This is a genomic window from Rhodococcus sp. NPDC058532 (assembly GCF_042719255.1).
In the GTDB taxonomy this organism is placed as follows: domain Bacteria; phylum Actinomycetota; class Actinomycetes; order Mycobacteriales; family Mycobacteriaceae; genus Rhodococcus_G.
The window spans coordinates 391,381-410,624 of record NZ_JBHXNU010000001.1 but is presented as its reverse complement, the minus strand read 5'-3'; the positions used below and the strand labels follow the sequence as shown (position 1 = coordinate 410,624).

The 19,244-nt window shown below is 70.1% G+C and carries 21 protein-coding genes; 6 read left to right on the top strand and 15 right to left on the bottom strand.

Annotated features, from left to right (window positions below; translation table 11 throughout):
* Nucleotides 1-4: 4 nt before the first annotated feature.
* Together ACFWQG_RS01825 and glgC are read right to left on the bottom strand one after the other, a co-directional pair.
* Nucleotides 5-1,330, bottom strand: coding sequence for a hypothetical protein (locus ACFWQG_RS01825; RefSeq protein WP_378505848.1), 1,326 nt, complete (start codon nucleotides 1,328-1,330; stop codon nucleotides 5-7).
* 218 nt (nucleotides 1,331-1,548) lie between these two features.
* Nucleotides 1,549-2,763, bottom strand: a complete 1,215-nt coding sequence (gene glgC / locus ACFWQG_RS01820) for a glucose-1-phosphate adenylyltransferase (protein WP_378505847.1) — start codon at nucleotides 2,761-2,763, stop codon at nucleotides 1,549-1,551.
* Nucleotides 2,764-2,883: 120 nt separating this feature from the next.
* Between glgC and glgA the strand changes: the two genes are divergently transcribed.
* Nucleotides 2,884-4,062, top strand: a complete 1,179-nt coding sequence (gene glgA / locus ACFWQG_RS01815; protein WP_378505846.1) for a glycogen synthase — start codon at nucleotides 2,884-2,886, stop codon at nucleotides 4,060-4,062.
* A gap of 35 nt (nucleotides 4,063-4,097) precedes the next feature.
* Here the strand turns inward: glgA and ACFWQG_RS01810 are convergent, their stop codons facing one another.
* The 9 genes from ACFWQG_RS01810 to dapE all read right to left on the bottom strand — a co-directional run bounded on the left by ACFWQG_RS01810 (nucleotide 4,098) and on the right by dapE (nucleotide 10,732).
* Nucleotides 4,098-4,934: a putative RNA methyltransferase gene (locus ACFWQG_RS01810; protein WP_378505845.1), complete on the bottom strand. Its 837-nt coding sequence runs from the start codon at nucleotides 4,932-4,934 to the stop codon at nucleotides 4,098-4,100.
* 106 nt (nucleotides 4,935-5,040) lie between these two features.
* Nucleotides 5,041-5,208, bottom strand: coding sequence for a DUF3117 domain-containing protein (locus ACFWQG_RS01805; RefSeq protein ID WP_003931055.1), 168 nt, complete (start codon nucleotides 5,206-5,208; stop codon nucleotides 5,041-5,043).
* 137 nt (nucleotides 5,209-5,345) lie between these two features.
* Nucleotides 5,346-5,915 carry a DNA-3-methyladenine glycosylase I gene (locus tag ACFWQG_RS01800; protein WP_378505844.1) on the bottom strand — a complete coding sequence of 190 codons (570 nt, stop codon included), beginning with the start codon at nucleotides 5,913-5,915 and terminating at the stop codon, nucleotides 5,346-5,348.
* Nucleotides 5,912-6,253, bottom strand: coding sequence for a DivIVA domain-containing protein (locus tag ACFWQG_RS01795; RefSeq protein ID WP_378505843.1), 342 nt, complete (start codon nucleotides 6,251-6,253; stop codon nucleotides 5,912-5,914). Before ACFWQG_RS01795 ends, ACFWQG_RS01800 begins: the two co-directional genes overlap by 4 nt.
* An 83-nt stretch (nucleotides 6,254-6,336) precedes the next feature.
* Nucleotides 6,337-7,287, bottom strand: coding sequence for a glucosyl-3-phosphoglycerate synthase (locus tag ACFWQG_RS01790; RefSeq protein WP_378505842.1), 951 nt, complete (start codon nucleotides 7,285-7,287; stop codon nucleotides 6,337-6,339).
* A complete protein-coding gene (folP, locus tag ACFWQG_RS01785; RefSeq protein WP_378505841.1) occupies nucleotides 7,284-8,198 on the bottom strand; it encodes a dihydropteroate synthase in 915 nt (304 codons plus the stop codon). Before folP ends, ACFWQG_RS01790 begins: the two co-directional genes overlap by 4 nt.
* Before the next feature lie 4 nt (nucleotides 8,199-8,202).
* A complete protein-coding gene (locus ACFWQG_RS01780; protein WP_378505840.1) occupies nucleotides 8,203-8,754 on the bottom strand; it encodes a TIGR00730 family Rossman fold protein in 552 nt (183 codons plus the stop codon).
* Nucleotides 8,748-9,572, bottom strand: a complete 825-nt coding sequence (locus ACFWQG_RS01775; protein ID WP_378505839.1) for a TIGR00730 family Rossman fold protein — start codon at nucleotides 9,570-9,572, stop codon at nucleotides 8,748-8,750. Before ACFWQG_RS01775 ends, ACFWQG_RS01780 begins: the two co-directional genes overlap by 7 nt.
* Nucleotides 9,573-9,646: 74 nt before the next feature.
* On the bottom strand, nucleotides 9,647-10,732 hold the full coding sequence (dapE, locus tag ACFWQG_RS01770; protein WP_378506046.1) for a succinyl-diaminopimelate desuccinylase: 1,086 nt from the start codon (nucleotides 10,730-10,732) through the stop codon (nucleotides 9,647-9,649).
* Nucleotides 10,733-10,847: 115 nt separating this feature from the next.
* Between dapE and ACFWQG_RS01765 the strand changes: the two genes are divergently transcribed.
* Both ACFWQG_RS01765 and ACFWQG_RS01760 read left to right on the top strand, forming a co-directional pair.
* Nucleotides 10,848-11,171: a hypothetical protein gene (locus ACFWQG_RS01765; protein WP_378505838.1), complete on the top strand. Its 324-nt coding sequence runs from the start codon at nucleotides 10,848-10,850 to the stop codon at nucleotides 11,169-11,171.
* The gene (locus tag ACFWQG_RS01760) at nucleotides 11,171-11,752 is read left to right on the top strand and encodes a carboxymuconolactone decarboxylase family protein (protein ID WP_378505837.1); all 582 of its coding nucleotides are present in this window, start codon (nucleotides 11,171-11,173) and stop codon (nucleotides 11,750-11,752) included. Before ACFWQG_RS01765 ends, ACFWQG_RS01760 begins: the two co-directional genes overlap by 1 nt.
* Before the next feature lie 7 nt (nucleotides 11,753-11,759).
* Here ACFWQG_RS01760 and ACFWQG_RS01755 read toward each other — a convergent pair whose 3' ends face one another.
* Entirely contained in the window at nucleotides 11,760-12,677 is a 918-nt protein-coding gene (locus tag ACFWQG_RS01755) for an SMP-30/gluconolactonase/LRE family protein (RefSeq protein ID WP_378505836.1), read from the bottom strand.
* A gap of 88 nt (nucleotides 12,678-12,765) precedes the next feature.
* On the opposite strand from ACFWQG_RS01755, the gene dapD reads away from it, so the two are divergent.
* Together dapD and ACFWQG_RS01745 are read left to right on the top strand one after the other, a co-directional pair.
* On the top strand, nucleotides 12,766-13,719 hold the full coding sequence (dapD, locus tag ACFWQG_RS01750) for a 2,3,4,5-tetrahydropyridine-2,6-dicarboxylate N-succinyltransferase (RefSeq protein WP_378505835.1): 954 nt from the start codon (nucleotides 12,766-12,768) through the stop codon (nucleotides 13,717-13,719).
* A 10-nt stretch (nucleotides 13,720-13,729) separates the two neighbouring features.
* On the top strand, nucleotides 13,730-15,139 hold the full coding sequence (locus ACFWQG_RS01745; protein ID WP_378505834.1) for an amino acid permease: 1,410 nt from the start codon (nucleotides 13,730-13,732) through the stop codon (nucleotides 15,137-15,139).
* 51 nt (nucleotides 15,140-15,190) lie between these two features.
* Here ACFWQG_RS01745 and ACFWQG_RS01740 read toward each other — a convergent pair whose 3' ends face one another.
* From ACFWQG_RS01740 to ACFWQG_RS01730, 3 genes are all read right to left on the bottom strand, one after another.
* Entirely contained in the window at nucleotides 15,191-16,744 is a 1,554-nt protein-coding gene (locus ACFWQG_RS01740) for a DUF222 domain-containing protein (RefSeq protein WP_378505833.1), read from the bottom strand.
* Nucleotides 16,745-16,890: 146 nt separating this feature from the next.
* Nucleotides 16,891-17,607: a methyltransferase domain-containing protein gene (locus ACFWQG_RS01735; protein WP_378505832.1), complete on the bottom strand. Its 717-nt coding sequence runs from the start codon at nucleotides 17,605-17,607 to the stop codon at nucleotides 16,891-16,893.
* Between the two features lie 223 nt (nucleotides 17,608-17,830).
* On the bottom strand, nucleotides 17,831-18,376 hold the full coding sequence (locus ACFWQG_RS01730) for an OsmC family protein (RefSeq protein WP_378505831.1): 546 nt from the start codon (nucleotides 18,374-18,376) through the stop codon (nucleotides 17,831-17,833).
* Nucleotides 18,377-18,455: 79 nt separating this feature from the next.
* Between ACFWQG_RS01730 and ACFWQG_RS01725 the strand changes: the two genes are divergently transcribed.
* Complete coding sequence (locus tag ACFWQG_RS01725; protein ID WP_378505830.1) at nucleotides 18,456-19,076, top strand: sugar O-acetyltransferase; 621 nt, start codon at nucleotides 18,456-18,458, stop codon at nucleotides 19,074-19,076.
* Nucleotides 19,077-19,244 lie beyond the last annotated feature (168 nt).

Genomic DNA, 19,244 nt, shown 5'->3' with positions numbered 1-19,244 from the left:
CCCCTCATCCGTTCTCTCCACCGTGCCGCGCTCTTTTTTCTTTTACCCTTCCTCCCGTGTCCGCTCCATCTGCCTCGCCCCCCCCGCTCCCCCCCCCCCCCCCCTTCCTCCTCCCCCCACCCCCCCCCCCGCTGCCGATGCCGTAGACCTCCTGCGCCCCCGCCGGGACAGGCATCGTGATCTCCGGGCCCGGCGCGGCCGCACCCGTGCAGCGGTCGTAGGCGACCAGCTTCCAGGTCACCGCGTCGACGTTCGCCCGTGCGTCGACGTGGACGTCGACCCGAAGGACACACGCTTGGCCGGCAACGCAATTCCCGTTGGCCAGGGTGGCGGTCACCTCCGTGACCGGTCCCGCGCTCCCCGGCAGTCCGGTGTCCACCGGCGGCGCGGGCACCGCGCCGGGCGCCGGGTCGGGTGCGGCAGGCGGCGAGACGGGCCGAATCCGGTCCTGCTCCGGCTGCTCCTCGGACGCGAGCAGGGTGTCCCACCCCAGCCGCAGCTGCGTCAACGCCGCTGGCGCCTTCCAGGCCGCGCTGGCGAGCAGCAGGACCGCGAGCACCGCGAGCGCGCCCTGCCGCTTCGAGGGTCGCCGCGTCCGGCGATGCCACGGATTCGCGACCGGGGCCAGCCACCCGTCGGGCGCGAGCGACGGCCCGACAGAACCACGCGACGGCCCGCCTGAATCATGTGACGGCCCGCCTGCATCATGTGACGGCCCGCCTGCATCATGTGACGGCCCGCCTGCATCATGTGACGGCCCGCCTGCATCATGTGACGGCCCGCCGTCGCCGTCGTGGTGGGGGTCGGGGGCGCGGGTCGCGGCGACCAGCAGCCCGAGCTGTCGACGCACCCGGTCCCCGGCGGTGGGGGCGAGGTCGGGGGCGACGGCCGCCCGCACCCGTCGGCCCAACTCGGCCGAATCCGTTGCTTCGGACATCGATTCGTCGAGCCGCGCCGCGTACGCCCGATCGTGACAGGCGCGGGCGACGGCCCGCAGCAGCGGCACCACCGCATCGACGGCGGCCCGCTCGCCGCGGGCGGGCCCGTCCTCCCCCGCGACGCCAGCGAGGATCAGGTGCCCCTCCCCCGACACGGTTGCCGACGCCCCGCGGGCGAAACGCCCGCGCCCCAGTTCGAGTTGGTCGGCCGCGTCGGTGACGAGCGTCGCGGCCTGCGCACGCGTCAACAGCACGGCCGCGAGGAGCGAGTGGAGGTCGACGGCACGGCAGGCGGCGGGCTCGGCCGCCGGCCCGGACGGCTCGGGGCGGGGCGGCGACCCCTGCGGCACAGGCCCCTTCGGCACCGACAGCTCCGGCACTGCTTCGATCATCGGGTACCCCGAACTCTGCAGCCTGCACGCCATAAACACCGTTACCCTCGGCAGCCGCGAGCCCGGCGAAACCGCGTCTCCCCGAAGTCCGTGACGCCCCTGAAACCCTTTACGCCTCTGTGTTTTCCACCCGAACGAAGGTTTCACCCATTAAACCAAGGCCGCCGGCGGCGGGGAACGGACGTTACTGATCCGAGATGCCCGAAGCGGGATCGGTATCAGATCCAGACACCCTTGCCGACGGTGACGACGCCGCCACCGCTGACCGCGAACCGTTGCCGATCCCGGTCCACGTCGACCCCGATGATCTCGCCCTCCCCGACGACCACGTTCTTGTCGAGGATGGCCCGGCGCACCACCGCGCCCTTGCCGATCCGAACACCCGGCATCAGGACGCTGCCCTCGACCGTTGCGCCGTCGTCGACCATCACGTTGGAACTGAGCACCGAATTGCGGACCGTCGCCGCCGACAGGATGCATCCCGACCCGACGATCGACTCCTGCGCCAACCCGCCCTGCACGAACTTCGCCGGCGCCAGATTCTCGGCGGCGCCCCGGATCGGCCAGCGCCGGTTGTACAGGTTGAACACCGGGTGTACCGACACCAGGTCCATGTGCGCGTCGTAGAAGGCGTCGATGGTGCCGACGTCACGCCAGTAGCCGCGGTCCCGGTCGGTGGCGCCGGGCACCACGTTGTCCTTGAAGTCGTAGACGTGCGCGGCGCCCTCCCTGACGAGCTTCGGGATGATGTCGCCGCCCATGTCGTGGTCGGAGTTCGAATCCTCCGAGTCGGCGCGGATCGCGTCGACGAGGACCTTCGTCGTGAACACGTAGTTGCCCATCGACGCGAACGTCACGTTCGGATCGTCCGGGGTACCGGGCGGGTGTGCGGGCTTCTCCAGAAACTGGGTGATCTTCCCCGCCTCGTCGGAGTCGATGCAGCCGAACGCGAACGCCTCGCTGCGCGGCACCCGAATCCCGGCGACCGTGACCCCGGCACCGGACTCGATGTGGTGCCGGACCATCTGCTCCGGATCCATCCGGTAGACGTGGTCGGCACCGAACACGACGATGTACTCCGGATCCTCGTCGTAGACGAGGTTGAGGGACTGCAGGATCGCGTCGGCGCTGCCGGTGTACCAGCGCGGACCGAGCCGCTGCTGCGCAGGCACCGGGGTGATGTACTCGCCTGCGAAGCCGGACAACCGCCACGTCTGCGAGATGTGCCGGTCCAGCGAATGCGACTTGTACTGGGTGAGCACGCAGATCCGGAGGTAGCCGGCATTGACCAGGTTGCTGAGCACGAAATCGATGAGCCGGTAGGCGCCGCCGAACGGGACGGCAGGCTTGGCCCGGTCCGCGGTCAGCGGGTACAGACGCTTCCCCTCGCCGCCGGCGAGCACGATTCCAAGCACATGCGGCTGGCTCCTCACCCTGCCAACCTATCGGCCGCACCGGGTGGTCGCCAGCGGTGGCCCACCCGGGCGGCGGGACACGCGCCGCGACCGGGCGGTCAGGTGGCCCGAACCCGGCCCGCCGGTTACGTTGAGCCGGTGCGCGTGGCGATGATGACCAGGGAGTACCCCCCGGAGATCTACGGTGGGGCGGGTGTCCACGTCACCGAACTCGTCGCGCAGCTGACCCGGCTGTGCGCGGTGGACGTCCACTGCATGGGAGCAGCCCGCGACGGCGCGCGGGTACACCAGCCCGATCCCGCGCTGGCATCGGCGAATCCGGCACTCGCGGTGCTGTCCGCGGAGCTGCGGATGGCGGCCGACGCGGCCGCGGCCGACGTCGTCCACTCGCACACCTGGTACACCGGGCTCGCCGGGCATCTCGCGGGCGCCCTGCACGCGGTGCCGCACGTGCTCACCGCGCATTCCCTGGAGCCGCGGCGACCATGGAAGGCAGAGCAACTCGGCGGCGGCTACCGCGTCTCCTCGTGGTCCGAACACACTGCCGTGCAGCACGCGGACGCGATCATCGCGGTCAGCGCGGGCATGCGCTCGGATCTGCTCGACGCGTACCCGTTTGTCGACCCTGACCGAGTGCACGTGGTGCGCAACGGGATCGACGCCGACGTCTGGTATCCGGAGGACGATCCGTGGTCGTCCCCGGTGCTGCGCGACCTCGGTATCGACCCGACGCGTCCGCTCGCCGTGTTCGTCGGTCGGATCACCCGACAGAAGGGGCTCGGTCACCTCGTCGCCGCCGCCCACCGCATCGACCCCGACATCCAGCTCCTGCTCTGCGCAGGCGCACCGGACACCCCCGAAATCGGGGCGGACACGGGCCGGTCCGTTGCCGACCTGTCCGCCGTGCGCCGCGACGTGCACTGGGTGCGGGAAATGCTTCCCACCGCGGACCTGCGGAACATCCTGTCCGCGGCAACAGTTTTCGTGTGTCCGTCGGTCTACGAGCCGTTGGGGATCGTCAACCTCGAGGCGATGGCCGCCGGGACCGCGGTGGTCGCGTCCGACGTCGGCGGCATCCCGGAGGTGGTGCAGGACGGGGTGACGGGTCGGCTGGTGCACTACAACGGCTACGAACCCGAGGCATTCGAGTCGGCGCTGGCCGCCGCGGTGAATGAGGTGTGCGCCGACCGCGCGGCCGCGGCAGCGATGGGGTCCGCGGGGCGGCGGCGCGCGGTCGCGGAGTTCGCCTGGGCCGAGATTGCCAGGCAGACCCTGGACGTCTACGCGGCCGCCATCGCGGGCCACCACGGCCGGTAGCTGGCTCGTCTATCGCCGCCGGTAGCTGGCCCCGTCTATCGCGGCCGGTAGCGGCCGACCGTCACCGATGCCGTCACCGTCACCGGTTCGGGCAGTGCCGCGATCGCGTCGGCGCGCGAGAGCGCACCGGGATGCCGCGCGGAGGGACCCATCCCGACCAGCAGCAACGCCTCCGCGTGGGTCAACCGCATCGGGTACTCCACCGAGGTCAGCGACAGCCGGTCGAAGTGCCCGGCCATCGCGGCACCGAGCCGTTCGGTCTTGTTCTCGTCGACCCGCACCAGCGACAGCAACGCCACCAGTTCCTGCAGGTGCCGCTCCGTCGGTGTCAACACCACGAGTTCGCCGTCCGCGCGCAGCACCCGGTGCAGTTCGGCGGCGTTGCGGGGCGCGAAGATCGACAGCGCGTGGCTGACCGCGTGATCGCGCACCGGCAGCTGCGTCCACACGTCGGCGACGACCGCGGACGCACGCGGGTGGCAGCGGGCCAGCCTGCGGGCCGCGGCCTTGGACACGTCGACACCGATGCCGGGGGCGCCGGGCAACGCGTCGAGCACCGTTGCGAGGTAGTGGCCGGTTCCCGCCCCAACCTCGAGGATCGCGGGATCCGAGATCCCGGCGGCGGCCGTCGCGGTGGCGACCGCCTCGCGGAGCGGGTCGAAATGACCTCCGTCGAGGAAGCCTGCGCGGGCAGCGATCATGTCGGCACTGTCGCCGCTGATCTTCGACGCGCCTGCGAGCAGGCTCACGTAGCCCTGTCTGGCGATGTCGAAGCTGTGCCCCCGGTCGCACAGCAGGGTGCGATCGGACTGGTCGAGATCGCCACCGCAGTGCGGGCAGCACAGCAGGGTCAGGACGTCGGCGAGCGCCATTCGGCTCCTCTCTCGGTTCCCGTCCGGGACCGGTCGCACCCAGCACGGGGCCCCGCCCGCCGGGTGGCGATGCGGGGCCCGGGTGCATCCGTGTACTGCACGAGGATTAGCTGGTGACGCCCTTGAGCTCGTCGCCGAGCGCGGCGGCTTCCTCCGGGGTCAGTTCTACGACGAGCCGACCTCCGCCCTCGAGCGGGACGCGCATGACAATGCCCCGTCCCTCTTTGGTTGCTTCGAGGGGACCGTCCCCGGTCCGGGGCTTCATGGCCGCCATTCCTGCTCCCTCCAGATCTTCTGCCGTCGTGACCCGGACTTTTGCCGGGTCCACGGGCCCATTCTTCCCTATCGCAACAATGGCCGGAAAGCTGCGTCGGGTTTGGCCCCCTCCGGCGGGTGTCCGGAGGTGCCCGGTCAGCGGCGGGGAACCCAACAGCCCGCGAGGTGGTCGTCCACCATCCCGACCGCCTGCATCAGCGCATATGCCGTGGTAGGGCCCACAAAACGGAACCCTCGACGTTTCAGTTCCCGCGCAAGCGCTGTCGATTCCGCGGTGACCGCGGGCACCTCGTCGACCGACCGCACCCGAGCCGGGCGTGGCGGCGGCGCGAACGACCACACCAGCGTGTCCAGGTCGGTGTCGGTCAGTGCGAGCACCGCACGGGCATTGCCGATCGCGGCCTCGATCTTCGCCCGGTTGCGGACGATCCCGGCGTCCCCGAGCAACCGCTCCACCTCGGCGGGCCCGAATGCCGCGACCGCGTCGACGTCGAACCCGGCGAAGGCGTCCCGGAAGGCGGTCCGCTTGCGCAGGATGGTGATCCAGGCCAGCCCGGACTGAAAGGCCTCGAGGCAGATCCGTTCGAACAGGGCGTCTCGTCCGTGCAGCGGCGCACCCCACTCGTGGTCGTGGTAGTCGCGGTAGAGCGTTGCCCCGGGGGCATCCACCGCCCACGGGCAGCGGACCCGCCCGTCCTCGGTCACGACGGCTCCCCGTCGCTGTCCGTCGCCGCCGTGTGCGGGGCCGCCGCCTGCATCCCGGTTCGGGCGTCTGCCAGTTGTGCCCGCAGCGAATCGATCTCGGCGCCGAGCCGGTCCAGCGCCCAGTCCACCTCGCTGGCCTTGTATCCGCGCAGCACCTGCTGGAACCGCAGATCCTGGACGTCGGCGCCGGTCACCTCCCGGGTGGGCAGCGCGGTGACGGTGGTCGCGGGCGGCAGCGGTGCCATCTGCTCGCCCCGACCGAACGCCACGGACGCCACCAGGAACAGCACCCCACCGACGAGGGCCATGATGATCAGGTAGAGCAGGACCGTGAACATGGCCCCGATCCTGTCACGCCTCCCCGACAGCAGAGGCAAGGGACGGCAGGGTCAAGGGACGGCAGTGTCAAGGGACTGCAGGGTCAGGGGCGCAGCGTGTTCATCGGCGGCCGGTCGACAAGGGACACCTCCGTGGTGCGCGGCAGGAACGAGTCACCGTCGGCGAGGAACTGGGTCAGTCCCGCCTCCGAATCGTCCACCCCGCAGCGTCGCAGCATTGTCCCGATGATCTGCCTGCTCATCACGCCAAGCTCAACCAGCGGCCGGTTGCGGTGCTTGCGGACACCGAGGTTGACCTGGCCGATCGCCCGCAGGCCGAGCCGGTCGTAGGTGTCGAGCAGCAGGCCGATCTCGACGCCATAGCCGGGCGCGAACGGCACCGCGGACAGCAACTCCCGTGTGCCCGCATACTCGCCGCCGAGCGGCTGCAGCACCGAGGTCAGCTCGGGCCGCAGCGCCGCGAGCAGCGGCCGCGCCACCAATTCGGTGACCCGCCCGCCGCCGGTGGCGTCCTCGGTGCCGCCGACCCGCAGCGGCCGCCGGTAATAGCCCTTGACCAGGTGGATGCCGTCGACCGTCAGCAGCGGGCCGAGCAGCTTCGGCACGAACGCCGGGTCCGGGTTGATCAGGTCGGAGTCGACGAACGCGACGAGGTCGCCGGTCGTGGCGGCGAGCGACCGCCACAGGACCTCGCCCTTGCCGGGGACCGGGGCCAGCTCCGGCACCGCGTCCTCGCGGGACACCACGGTGGCGCCTGCGGCGGCGGCGCGGTCCGCGGTCTCGTCGGTGGACCCGGAGTCGAGGACGATCAACTCGTCGACCAGCCCCCCGAGCAGCGGATGAATCGTGTCGACGACCGCGGCGACGGTCCTCTCCTCGTTCAGTGCGGGCAGCACCACCGAGACGGTGCGGCCCGCCTTCGCCGCCTCCAACTCGGCGACGGTCCAGTCCGGGTGGTCCCAGCTGTTGGCCTCCAACCACGCCCGAGGTGCCCCGGCCGGGGTGGATCGCGACGCGGGCGCGGCCGTCCTCATGCCAGTCCCCGCACGGTGCGCACCGGCGCCCGGGTGCCGGCGATCGCGGCGATCATGTCGACGACGCGGCGGGTGGACGCGACCTCGTGCACCCGGAAGACCCGTGCGCCGTGCGCCGCCGCCCATGCTGTCGCTGCCAAGGTGCCCTCCAAGCGTTCGGCGAGTTCCACTCCGAGAGTCTCCCCGACGAAATCCTTGTTGCTCAGCGCCATCAGCACCGGCCATCCGGTTTTGACGAGATCGTCCACCCGTCGTAACAACTCGAGCCCGTGGAAGGTGTTCTTCCCGAAATCGTGGGTCGGATCGATCAGGATCGAGTCCCGCGGGACCCCCAACGCCAGCGCCCGCTCGGCAGCGGGCACCACCTCGTCGATGACATCGGTGACCACATCGGCGTATCGGACGCGGTGCGGCCGGGTCCGGGGCACGGCGCCACCGGTGTGCGAGCACACATACCCGGCGCCCAGTTCCGCGGCGACCGCGACCAGCTCGGGGTCGGCACCCGCCCAGGTGTCGTTGATCAGGTCGGCGCCTGCGCCGCACGCCAGCCGGGCGACCTCCGCCCGCCACGTGTCGACGGAGATGATCAGGTCCGGGTACCGGCCCCGGATGGCCTCGACGAACGGCACGACGCGGCGGATCTCCTCCGCGGCGTCCACCTCCGCACCCGGACCGGCCTTGACGCCACCGATATCGACGAGGTCGGCACCCTCGTCCACCGCCCGCCGGACGGCGGTCATCGCCGCCTCGTCGGTGAAGGTGGCGCCCCGGTCGTAGAAGGAGTCCGGGGTGCGGTTGACGATGGCCATCACCAGGGCGCGGTCCGTCGCGACGGGCCTGCCACAGAGCGTCGACGCCTGCGACGGCGAATCTCGGCGCGGCGCGGTGTCCGCTCGGGTGACGTGGGTCATGACTTCATGGTGTCATGCAGGCGTCGAGCGCCCGATCGACGTCCGCGGTGACCGTCAGTGCGTCCAGGGCGAGCTGCTGGACGAAGCCACCGGCACGGAGGCCGTCAAGCCAGGTCAGCAGTCCGGTGTAGTGCCCGACCGGGTCGAGCAGCACCATCGGCTTGTCATGCATGCCGAGGTAGCCCGCCGTCCACGTCTCGAACAGTTCCTCGAGGGTGCCGATCCCGCCGGGCAGGGTGATGAAGGCGTCGGCGCGGTCCTCCATGATCTGCTTGCGCTCACGCATCGTGTCGGTGACGATCAGCTCGTCCGCATCGACGTCGGCAACCTCCCTGTGCACCAAGGCTTTCGGGATGACACCGATGGTGTTGGCGCCGTTGGCGCGGGCCGACTCGGCGACCGCACCCATCATCGACACGTTGCCGCCGCCGGACACCAGCTGCATTCCGCGGCGCCCGATCTCGGCGCCGAGCCGGGACGCGAGCGCAAGGAACGAGGGGTCGACGGGACCGGACGCGCAGTACACGCAGACCGCGATCGGGCGGCCGGTCACCACTCGTCCACCTCCTCGCGTGCCTCGGCCAGCTCCTCCCCGTCCTGGGACGCGACCACGATGGCCACGGCCTCGGCAACGCTGTCGGTGACGTGGATGAGGTCGACGTCGCCCGCGGAGATCTTTCCCTCCGCGACGAGGGTGGTGCGGATCCAGTCGACGAGCCCGCCCCAGAAGTGCGAGCCGATGAGCACGATCGGGAACCGGGTGATCTTGTTCGTCTGCACCAGCGTGAGCGCCTCAAACAGCTCGTCGAGGGTGCCGAACCCGCCGGGCAGGCAGACGAACGCCTGCGAATACTTGACGAACATCGTCTTCCGCGCGAAGAAGTAGCGGAAGTTCATGCCGAGGTCCACCCACTCGTTGAGCCCCTGCTCGAACGGCAGCTCGATGCCGAGACCGATGGAGAAGCCGCCGGATTCGCTGGCGCCCCGATTCGCGGCTTCCATGACACCGGGCCCACCGCCGGTGATGACCGCATAGCCGGCGTGCGCGAGCGCGGCGCCCAGTTCCCGGCCGAGCGCGTAGTCGGCGTGCTCCTCGGCGGTGCGGGCGGACCCGAACACGCTGACCGCGCGCGGCACCTCGGCAAGCGCGTCGAATCCCTCGACGAACTCGCTTTGGATGCGCAGCGCCCGCCACGGGTCGGTGTGCACCCACTCGGCGGGCCCCCGCCGGTCGAGCAGCCGCTGGTCGGCGGTGGAACGACCCGCCTTGCGGTCGCGCCGCAGCTGGACCGGGCCACGATTTTTGACCGTGGCGCTGGCGCGCTTGCCGGTGCTGCGCTTCGCGGGACGTCCTGGGGTCTTGTCTGGAGCCATGCGGCTCAGGCTATAGGGCCCGCCGCCGCGGCTGATCGGGGTCGAGCGCGACGGCGGCGCCGGGCATGGGTCGCTCAGTTGCTGAGGTAGCCCCGCAGCACCGCGGTCACGTCGGTGATCTGCGCGGTCGGCACCCGTTCGTCGCGCTTGTGCGCGAGGTTCGGGTCGCCGGGGCCGTAGTTCACCGCGGGGATGCCGAGCGCCGCGAACCGGGACACGTCGGTCCAGCCGTACTTGGCGCGGACCCGTCCCCCCGCCGCGGCGATCAGGTCCGCCGCTGGCGGCGCCGTCAGGCCAGGCAGTGCGCCGGGTGAGCTGTCGGTCACCTCGAATCCGAGACCGAGACCGTCGACCACCTCCCGCACGTGCTCGACGGCCTGCTCCACGGTGCGGTCGGGCGCGAAGCGGAAGTTCACGTCGATCTCGGCGGCGTCCGGCACCACGTTGCCCGCAATCCCGCCCTCGATGCGCACCGCGGATAGGCCCTCTCGGTACCCGCAGCCGTCGATGTCCACCGACCTGGGCCGGTACTCGGACAGCCGCTGCAGTAGCGGGCCGAACTTGTGGATCGCGTTGTCCCCCAGCCACGACCGCGCCGAATGCGCGCGGGTGCCGGTGGCGGTCAGGCGCACCCGCAGCGTGCCCTGGCAGCCGGCCTCGATGAACCCACCGGTCGGCTCCCCGAGCACCGCGACGTCGGCACGCAGCCACTCCGGCAGCTCGCGCTCGATCCGACCGAGGCCGTTGTAGGTGGCCGCGATCTCCTCGCAGTCGTAGAAGACCAGCGTCAGGTCGTGGGCGAGGTCCTGCACGGTCGCCGCGAGGTGCAGGAAGACCGCGTCCCCGGACTTCATGTCGACGGTGCCGCAGCCGTGCAGCACGTCCCCCTCGGCCGAGTCCCGCTCGCGCCTGCTCGGCACGTTGTCGGCGATCGGGACGGTGTCGAGGTGCCCGGCGAGCAGCACCCGGCTCGGCAGCCCGAGACCGGTGCGGGCGAGCACCGCGTTGCCGCTGCGGATCACCTCGAAACCGATGGTCTGCTCGCGCAGCGCCAGCTCGACGGCGTCCGCGATCAGCGCCTCGTCGCGCGAGACGCTCGGAATGTCCACGAGCGCGGCGGTCAGGTCGATCGGGTCGGCGTGCAGGTCCAGATTCGGCAGCGCAGTCACGTAGCCCACCCTATTCCGGCGCACCCGCGCGGGTGCCCAGCGCCCGTTCACGGGACTAGGGTGTCACTACACGAGGGCCTGGTTCCGAGCGGAAGCGGAGGGCATCGTGCCGGACGAGAACAAGCATCGGAAGCTGCACCGTTCCCTGGTGGACCGGATCTTGACCGGGGAGGGTGAGGCCGCAGCGGCGGACCGGGCCAGCGCCTTCGCAGGCACCGGTCTGCCCCCTGCCGTGCAGCCGCTGATCGACAAGATCGTGGACGGTCCGACGCGGGTCACCGACGCCGACGTCGCCGCGGCGGAAGCCGCCGGATACAGCGAGGATCAGCTCTTCGAACTGGTCGTGTGCGCCGCGGTCGGTCGGTCGTCGCGCCTCTACCACTCGGGACTGGCTGCGCTGGACGCCGCCACCGACGGGCGGGCCGACTGATGCGCCTGCGCATCCTCGACTCCGGCCACGACACGAGGACCAGGGTGCTCTTCGCCCTGATCCGGACGCTCTCCCGGCATCCGGTGCCGGATGCAGCCAAGATCGTCGCGTACCGGCCCGACTTCTACGGGACCCGCGCCAAGGAGTTCACCCACGAGGCGATGCGGGGGCCATCCGCATGGTCCGTCGCCGACCGGGAACTCATGGCGGCCTACGTCTCGCGGGTGAACGAGTCCGCGTTCTGCGTCGGCGCGCACACCGCGACCGCGGCGCGCGCCTCCGGGGATCCGGGGCGGGTGCGCGCGGTCCTCACGGACCTGGAGTCGGCCCCCGTCGACGAGGGTCTTCGGGCGACGCTGCGGATGCTCGGCATCCTCACTCGGACCGGGACGGTGGGCGTCGCCGAGGTGCGGGCGGTGTTGGACGCCGGGGTGCCACGCCAGCAGATCGAGGATGCGCTGGCCGTCTGTGCCGGCTTCGACACCACCAACCGGCTCGCCGACGCCTTCGGCTTCGCGCTGCTCCGTCCCGGGGACTTCGACGCCGGGGCGAAGTACCTGCTCCGGCGGGGCTACCGATGACCGCGCGTCACACCTCGTAGATCGCGCCGTCGAACCCGGCCCGGAACAGCCGCCCCGCGGAGAAGCCTGCGTCGCCGTTGCCGTAGGTGAGGACGCTGGACATCGGCAGCCCGGATGCGAGGACGCAGTACCGGCCGGGGCCGTCGACGCGGAGGATCTGCCCGGACACGTCGGTGGGGACCACCGGCCTGCCCTGCGGGTCGAGCACCAGCCCGTCCGGTGCGGCGATCACGTCCCCGCCGGTGAAGGTGACCACCGACTCCGGTGCGCCGGGGTTCGCGGTGGGAATCCGGCTGACGCCGGGGTCGGCGAAGGTCCGCGACACGTAGAGGTACCGGTCGTCGGCGCTGAGGGCCGCGCCATTGGCGCTGGGCAGCACCGCCCAGTCCGCCTGCACGACACCGTTCGGCAGCACCCGGCCGACCAGCGAGCCGAAGTCGTTGGTGGCGTACACCGTGCCGTCCCCGGCGACGGCCAACCCGTTCGCCGCGCTGAGGCCGGACGCGAACGGCCGCACCGCGCCGGAGGTCACGTCGACGGCGACGATCCCGGCGGACCGGGTGACATCGCCGGTGAGGACGCGGGCGTCGGCGCCGTACCCGACGAGCAACGACCCGTCGGGCGCCCACGCGAGGCCCCCCGCGCCGCCGCTGGGGACGGTCGCGATCGGCACCGCCGCTGCCCCCGGCCGATCCAGCCGCAGGACCCGCCCGCTGACCAGGTCGGTGACGTACAGCCGACCCGCAGCGTCGACGGTCGCGCCCTCGAGCACCGCGCCGGGCACGCTGCCCACCACCACCGGCGAACGCGCGTCGGGGCAGCCCGATGCAGCCGGCGCGGCGGGCGCGACGAGCGCCTGCGCGGTCAGCGTGCTGAAGGTGATCGCCGCGGCCGCGGCGAGATGTCCGATCCTGGTCCGTCGCATGACGGCACCTCCCTCGGGTGGGTCCGCTACCAGCGTTGCACGAGGTAGGCGGCGGTGCACGCGTCGCAGGGCGGTAACCTGGACACCCGTGAGCATTCAGGGAGCTACCGCAGTCGGTATTGCCAACGTGACCACGGGTGGGGTCGTCCTCGACACCTGGTACCCGGAGCCCGCGCTCGGCGAGGCCGCCGAGACCGGCACCGCCGTCCTCGACGGCGCCGACATCCCGGCCGAGTTGGCCGCGCTGACCGGCGAGGACACCGACCGCGGCGTCACCCGGGTCGCGGTGCGCACCTCGATCGCCGATCTGTCGGCCGCGCCCGTCGACGCGCACGACGCCTACCTGCGCCTGCACCTGATCTCGCACCGCCTGGTGCGGCCGCACGGGGTGAACCTCGACGGCGTGTTCGGTCTGCTCGCGAACGTGGTGTGGACCAACTTCGGTCCCTGCGCGGTCGACGGCTTCGAACTGGTCCGCGCGAAGCTGCGGGTCCGCGGCCCGGTCACCGTGTACGGCGTCGACAAGTTCCCGCGGATGGTCGACTACGTGGTCCCGTCCGGCGTCCGGATCGGCGACGCGGACCGGGTCCGGCTCGGTGCGCACCTGGCGTCCGGCACCACCGTCATGCACGAGGGCTTCGTCAACTTCAACGCGGGCACCCTCGGCAACTCGATGGTCGAGGGCCGAATCTCCGGCGGCGTCGTCGTCGACGACGGCTCCGACGTCGGCGGCGGCGCCTCGATCATGGGCACCCTCTCCGGCGGCGGCAAGGAGGTCATCTCGGTCGGCAAGCGCTGCCTGCTCGGCGCGAACTCCGGCCTGGGCATCTCCCTCGGCGACGACTGCGTCGTCGAGGCGGGCCTGTACGTCACCGCGGGCACCAAGGTCACCGGTCCGGACGGCACCGTCGTCAAGGCCAAGGATCTCAGCGGGCAGTCCAACATCCTGTTCCGACGCAACTCCGTCACCGGCGGCGTCGAGGTGGTCGCGAAGACCGGCACCGGTGTTGAGTTGAACGCCGCCCTGCACGCGAACGACTGACACCGCCGCGATGACCCGCCCCGAGGAACAGCCCACCCCGACCACGACCACGGAGGGCGACACCTCCCACCTCGGTCACGGCCTGAAGGTCCGTCATCTGACGATGATGGGCCTCGGGTCGGCGATCGGGGCCGGGCTGTTCCTCGGCACCGGCGTCGGCATCGCGAAGGCGGGGCCAGCGGTCCTCGTCTCGTACGTGATCGCGGGCATCATCGTGATCGCGGTGATGCGGATGCTCGGCGAGATGGGCGCCGCGATCCCGGCGTCCGGATCGTTCAGCCACTACGCCCGGATCGGCATCGGCGAATGGGCCGGCTTCACCTTGGGGTGGCTGTACTGGTTCATGCTGATCATGGTCCTCGGCGCCGAGATCACCGGTGCGTCCGCGATCGTGCACGGCTGGCTGCCCAGCATCCCGCAGTGGGTGGTTGCGCTGGTGTTCGTGACCTTCTTCGCGGTGGTGAACCTGTCGAAGGTCCGCAACTTCGGCGAGTTCGAGTTCTGGTTCGCCGCGATGAAGGTCACCGTGATCATCGCCTTCCTGGTGATCGGGGTGCTGCTGGTGTTCGGCCTGCTGCCGGACACCGACCCGGTCGGCGCAACGAACCTGTTCGGCGAGGGCGGGTTCATGCCGAACGGCATCGCGGGCATCTCCGCGGGACTGTTGGTCGTCGCGTTCGCGTTCGGCGGTATCGAGATCGTCACCATCGCCGCCGCCGAGTCGAAGGATCCGGAACGGTCCATCGCGACGGCGGTCCGCAGCGTGGTGTGGCGGATCAGCGTCTTCTACCTCGGGTCGATCGCGATCATGGTGTTGGTGCTGCCGTGGAACTCCGAGCAGCTGCAGAGCGGCCCGTTCGTCGCCGTCCTGAACGAGGCGAACCTGCCGTACGTATCCGGGTTCATGGAGCTGGTCGTGGTGGTGGCGCTGCTGTCGGCGTTCAACGCGAACGTGTACGGCACGTCCCGGATGGCGTTCTCCCTCGCCCGCGACGGGGACGGCCCGGCCGCGCTCACCAAACTCTCCCCGACCGGGGTGCCGACGAACGCGGTGCTGGTGTCGGTGTTCTTCGGGTTCGTGTCGGTGCTGCTGAACTGGCTGCTGCCCGACTCGCTGCTCTCGATCCTGCTCAATGCCGTCGGTGCCGCGCTGCTGGTGGTGTGGATCTTCATCGTCGTCGCCCAGCTGCGACTGCGCAGGCGCATCGAGGCCGAGGGCCGGTTGACGGTGAAGATGTGGGGATTCCCGTACCTGAGCTGGCTGACCCTGACCGCCCTCGGCGGCCTGATCCTGTTGATGCTCACCGACACCGACGCCCGCAAGCAGTTGATCTCCACGGCGATCCTGACCCTGATCATCGCCGGACTGTCGGTGCTCAACGCGCGGCGCAGGAAGGCCAAGGCGCAGCTGCAGCCCTGACCCGGTTCCCCGAGCTGCGCTGACACAACGGCGCGACGGTCTCGCAGGATGTCACGGCACCTCCCCGCCCGTCGCCGCCCCGCCACCCTCGCCACCGCCACCGGTGCGGCGATGCCGATACCCCTCACAATTCGGATCCCACTCCGCCCGCCACGCCTGCAGATCGGCCGCGTTACGGGCGGTGATCACGCCATGCAGGATCCCGAACAACTCGTCGAGATGGTGCCGATGGTTGACCCGCGGCGTGCGGGCCGGGTCGATATGCGCGGGCGGCGTCCACTCGGTTCGACCGGGATGACCCGAGCCGGGACCCGCGACCGCGGTCCCCCAGCCACCGGGACCGTCCTTCACCAGCGCGTGACAGCCATCGCACACGAGATCGAGGGAATCGATGTCGGTGCGGCCGTTACGATCCCACTCGACGAGATGATGGACGGCGGTCATCGTCGCGGGCGCATCGCAGCCGGGCCGGGTGCACCCCCTCGACGCCGCAATCAACGCCAAACGCTGATCCGCCGAAGCTAACCGTTTCGCCCGGCCAAGGTGCAGCGGCCGACCCGCGTGATCGAAAAGCACCAGCACCGGATGTGCCCGCTCCGCAAGCCGCAGCGCATCGGTGATCGGGACGATCCCCCCGGAAGCGGTGGTGACCACCCCCGACGCCTCCTCCAACTGCCGCAGGGTCATCGTGATGATCGCCGTCGCGGGCAGCCCCCGATGCCGACCCAACGCCCCCGACCCGAGCAGGTGCCGCAACCCGACCTGCAACGCATCATGATTGCGCTGACTGGTCGTGCGGGCATCGCGGGCCGCCGCCCGCACCATCGCATCGTGATCGAGATGCTCGGCCTCGCAATCCCCGGACGGGGAGTCCGGGTCGTCGGGGTTGTTCATTCCCGGCCGGGCCATCTTCGCCAGCAGCGGCTCGAGCAGCGCCCGCGTCTGCGGGTCGAGCAACCCGGAGATCGGGGTCATGAGGTCGGCCCGTTGCCTCCCGACCCGCAACCCGCGTTGCCTGGCCCGGTCGGCATCGGAGAAGGTCCCGTCCGGATTCAGGTACGCGAGCAGGTCAAGACCGGCCCGCAGGACGTACTTCGGGTCGGCCTGCCGCGCGACCATCGCCAGGACCGCCTCCGCCGCCTCGCGCTTCGCGTCGTCGACGGACGCCGGGACCTGTCGCATGATCTCCCGGACCGCCTCGACATGCTTGAGCCCGATCTCGCCCTCGCGCAACGCTTTCGCGGTGTCCGGGTACACCGCCCGCAGGCCCTCACCACGGCAGTCGTGCCAGGTGCCGGTGTCCTTCGCGGACCGCAGCCGCGACTGCGCCTGCGACTCGCTGATCCGGACGGTCTTGACCAGAAACTCGACCGGCGACCTGATGTCGAACACCGCGTGCAGCGACCGTTCGGCAGATTCGACGAGAACCTGCTGATCGGCGGCCACCAGCTTCCGCATCGACCGCTCAAGGCGCTGCAGCACATGAACGATGTCGTCGTTGGACAGGCCGGTCAGCCGGTCTCCGAGGAGACGGTCGACGGCGGCGTCGAGGGCGGACAGGTGCTCGTCCACCCGCTCCACCGACCCCGCAGCCCCCGAACTCATGTTCGAAGTCTACCGCGGGGGTACGACACGTTTCCCGAAACTGAACAGCTCACCCACCGCGGCGCACTCAGTAGGGGCAGGCACTTCCCGAATCAGAGTGCGTTGATCCGCCGATAGGCGGTTCCCCCGACTGGGGTTCGTGGTGCCTACTGGGTGATGTGGCGGCAGACCAGCATGTGGTGGGCGCCCCTTTGAAAGCGATACTCGACCTCAACGACTTCACCCTCGACACCACGGCCCCGAAGATCGGTGAGCAGTGTGTCTAGGTGTGGGTAAAGTGCCGCGGATCCGGAAGCCACCAGAGGGAAGATCCGCACCTCGCTGCGAGAGACGCGCATTAGTTCGGTGAGCGCTTCGAGGTGGAAGGTCAGATCGAGACGATCGGAATAGCTGAACAGCAGGTGGGAGCTGACTACGAGGTCGAAGCTGGCATCGGGGAACGGCAAGGCAGGTAGCCGCCCTGCCACGTAGCGGTGCGGGTTCCGCGTGATGTCTGCGGCGAACTCCTCGACCGCGTGCTGGCGCAGGCGAAGATGCTCATCGGGGTCCGCGAAGAATGTCCAGTCGTAGTGCTCCAAGTTGGCACGGATGTAGCGGTTCCCACGGCAGGTTTCGGCTGCCACAATGCCGGCCAACTGCTCGGCCTTCCGATCGAAATAGGCCATGTCACATGCCGTCACGTCACCGCCAAGGCGATTCACAGCACTGGTGAGACCTGCTGCACCACCGGGGCAGTCCAGGATCTTCCGAGACAGGTCACGCTCGGTGAGATTGAACATAGCCTTGTACTCGTCGAGTGAACGGGAACTGATCAGCATCTCGCCGATCCCAACCGTGGGGGACTGGTCGCCGTCGCGGGTCATCTGGGTGGTCTCCTCTCGAATTGAGGCCACCCCATCGCGCCAGCCGGTAACACCGCGGGAAGCGAGAGCAATCGGCCACCAGAGAGGCGGCCGAAAGATCACAGTCGATCAGGCCGCTACGGAGCGCGGCCACCAGGACTGTGTGCGGATAATCACCACCTCATTAAACACGGCCGAGAAGCTGAACCCGGACATGCCCAGGTTCATCGGAGCGGCGCCCGCGTCAGCGCTCGATCTGTGTAGTGGGTCGGTGCCGGACCGTGAAGTTCACCGACCGGGCGATGAAGCACATCTCGTTCGCCTTCTGGTGTAGCGACTCGATCTGGGCCAGCAGGTCCGCGTCGAGGGCGCCGCGTGGGTCCAGGTCGCGCACCGTGACCTCGGGGTTGAGCGTGACCTCGGTGAACTGTCCCGCGCCGCTGGGGTCCTCGGCCATCGTCCCGGTGGGTCGGTCGGTGTACCCGGTGACCACGACCCCGGCGGACGCGGCCAGGCTGAGGAACCAGAGCATGTGGCACTGAGCCAGCGAGGCGACCAGCAGTTCCTCAGGGTTCCACCGCTCGGGGTCACCCCGGAAGGCGGGATCCGAGCTGCCGGGCAGATCGGGCTTCGCTGGCGCCGAGACCCGATGCTCGCGGCCATAGGCACGGTGATTGGCCGTGCCGACGCCCCGATTCCCGGTCCAGGCGACGGTGAGGGCGTAGTGGTGTTCGCGCACGCGCCGATCCTCGCAGACCAGCGCGAACTGCCAGCCACTGTCCGGGAGCATCTGTCCAATTGCAGCTTTCAGCGTTGCCTGGATCGGTAGCTGTCGTTCTCCTGCCACGGGACTGCTGCACAATCGGTTCATGGGGGAACAGGCTGATCGACTTGCACGTGGCGAGTGGTACCTCGATGACGCGGAGCTGAGTGAGCGGCGCATGGACTGCTGGCGTCAGCTCGACTCCTTCAACGGCGCAGCCGCAGGGGACGAGTCAAGACGTGTCGAGGTTCTCGCCAGCCTTCTCGGTGAGTTCGCAGATGAAGCCGTCGTCGTGCCGCGGTTTCAGTGCAGCTACGGATACAACATCCGGCTCGGTGCGAACTCCTTCGTCAACGCGAACGCATTTTTCATGGATGACGCGACGATCACCATCGGCGCGAACGTCAGAATCGGTCCGGGTGCGCAGTTGATGACAGCTCTGCACCCTGTCGACGATCATCGCCGTCGCCGTGAGGGGTGGGAGCGCGCCGCACCGATTGTCATCGGCGAAAACACCTGGCTCGGGGCCTCGGTGACTGTCGGTGCAGGGGTTTCCATCGGCCGCAACACCGTTATCGGCGCCGGGAGTGTGGTGCTACACGACATACCTGATCACGTCGTCGCCGCAGGTTCACCGGCAGTGGTGATCCGAAAGACCCCCACTGAGGGAGTTCTCGAGACGCCGGGTGCGCCCAATCGATCCCAGAATCCAGATACCCCGGTCTGAGGGAACGCGAGGAACACCATTCATGCCCCCTGTCGACGCATACGCCAAGACATGGGAGCGTGCCGCGTCCCCACCGGACACGGACGGCCGCCGCAACGCCCCTGCCGCCGAATCGACGGATCCGCCGCATCAACCCCGCCACGCCGGTTCCCCGACGTAGGGTCGGCG

Coding starts and splice junctions, on each gene's coding strand:
- folP (WP_378505841.1), bottom strand. CDS start 8,198: ATGACCCACGTCACCCGAGCGGACACCGCGCCGCGCCGAGATTCGCCG.
- ACFWQG_RS01790 (WP_378505842.1), bottom strand. CDS start 7,287: ATGAGGACGGCCGCGCCCGCGTCGCGATCCACCCCGGCCGGGGCACCT.
- ACFWQG_RS01730 (WP_378505831.1), bottom strand. CDS start 18,376: ATGCTCCCGGACAGTGGCTGGCAGTTCGCGCTGGTCTGCGAGGATCGG.
- ACFWQG_RS01760 (WP_378505837.1), top strand. CDS start 11,171: ATGCGCCTGCGCATCCTCGACTCCGGCCACGACACGAGGACCAGGGTG.
- ACFWQG_RS01775 (WP_378505839.1), bottom strand. CDS start 9,572: ATGGCTCCAGACAAGACCCCAGGACGTCCCGCGAAGCGCAGCACCGGC.
- ACFWQG_RS01755 (WP_378505836.1), bottom strand. CDS start 12,677: ATGCGACGGACCAGGATCGGACATCTCGCCGCGGCCGCGGCGATCACC.
- ACFWQG_RS01745 (WP_378505834.1), top strand. CDS start 13,730: ATGACCCGCCCCGAGGAACAGCCCACCCCGACCACGACCACGGAGGGC.
- ACFWQG_RS01795 (WP_378505843.1), bottom strand. CDS start 6,253: ATGTTCACGGTCCTGCTCTACCTGATCATCATGGCCCTCGTCGGTGGG.
- ACFWQG_RS01740 (WP_378505833.1), bottom strand. CDS start 16,744: ATGAGTTCGGGGGCTGCGGGGTCGGTGGAGCGGGTGGACGAGCACCTG.
- ACFWQG_RS01825 (WP_378505848.1), bottom strand. CDS start 1,330: ATGATCGAAGCAGTGCCGGAGCTGTCGGTGCCGAAGGGGCCTGTGCCG.
- ACFWQG_RS01805 (WP_003931055.1), bottom strand. CDS start 5,208: ATGGCGGCCATGAAGCCCCGGACCGGGGACGGTCCCCTCGAAGCAACC.
- ACFWQG_RS01735 (WP_378505832.1), bottom strand. CDS start 17,607: ATGACCCGCGACGGCGACCAGTCCCCCACGGTTGGGATCGGCGAGATG.
- ACFWQG_RS01725 (WP_378505830.1), top strand. CDS start 18,456: ATGGGGGAACAGGCTGATCGACTTGCACGTGGCGAGTGGTACCTCGAT.
- ACFWQG_RS01810 (WP_378505845.1), bottom strand. CDS start 4,934: ATGGCGCTCGCCGACGTCCTGACCCTGCTGTGCTGCCCGCACTGCGGT.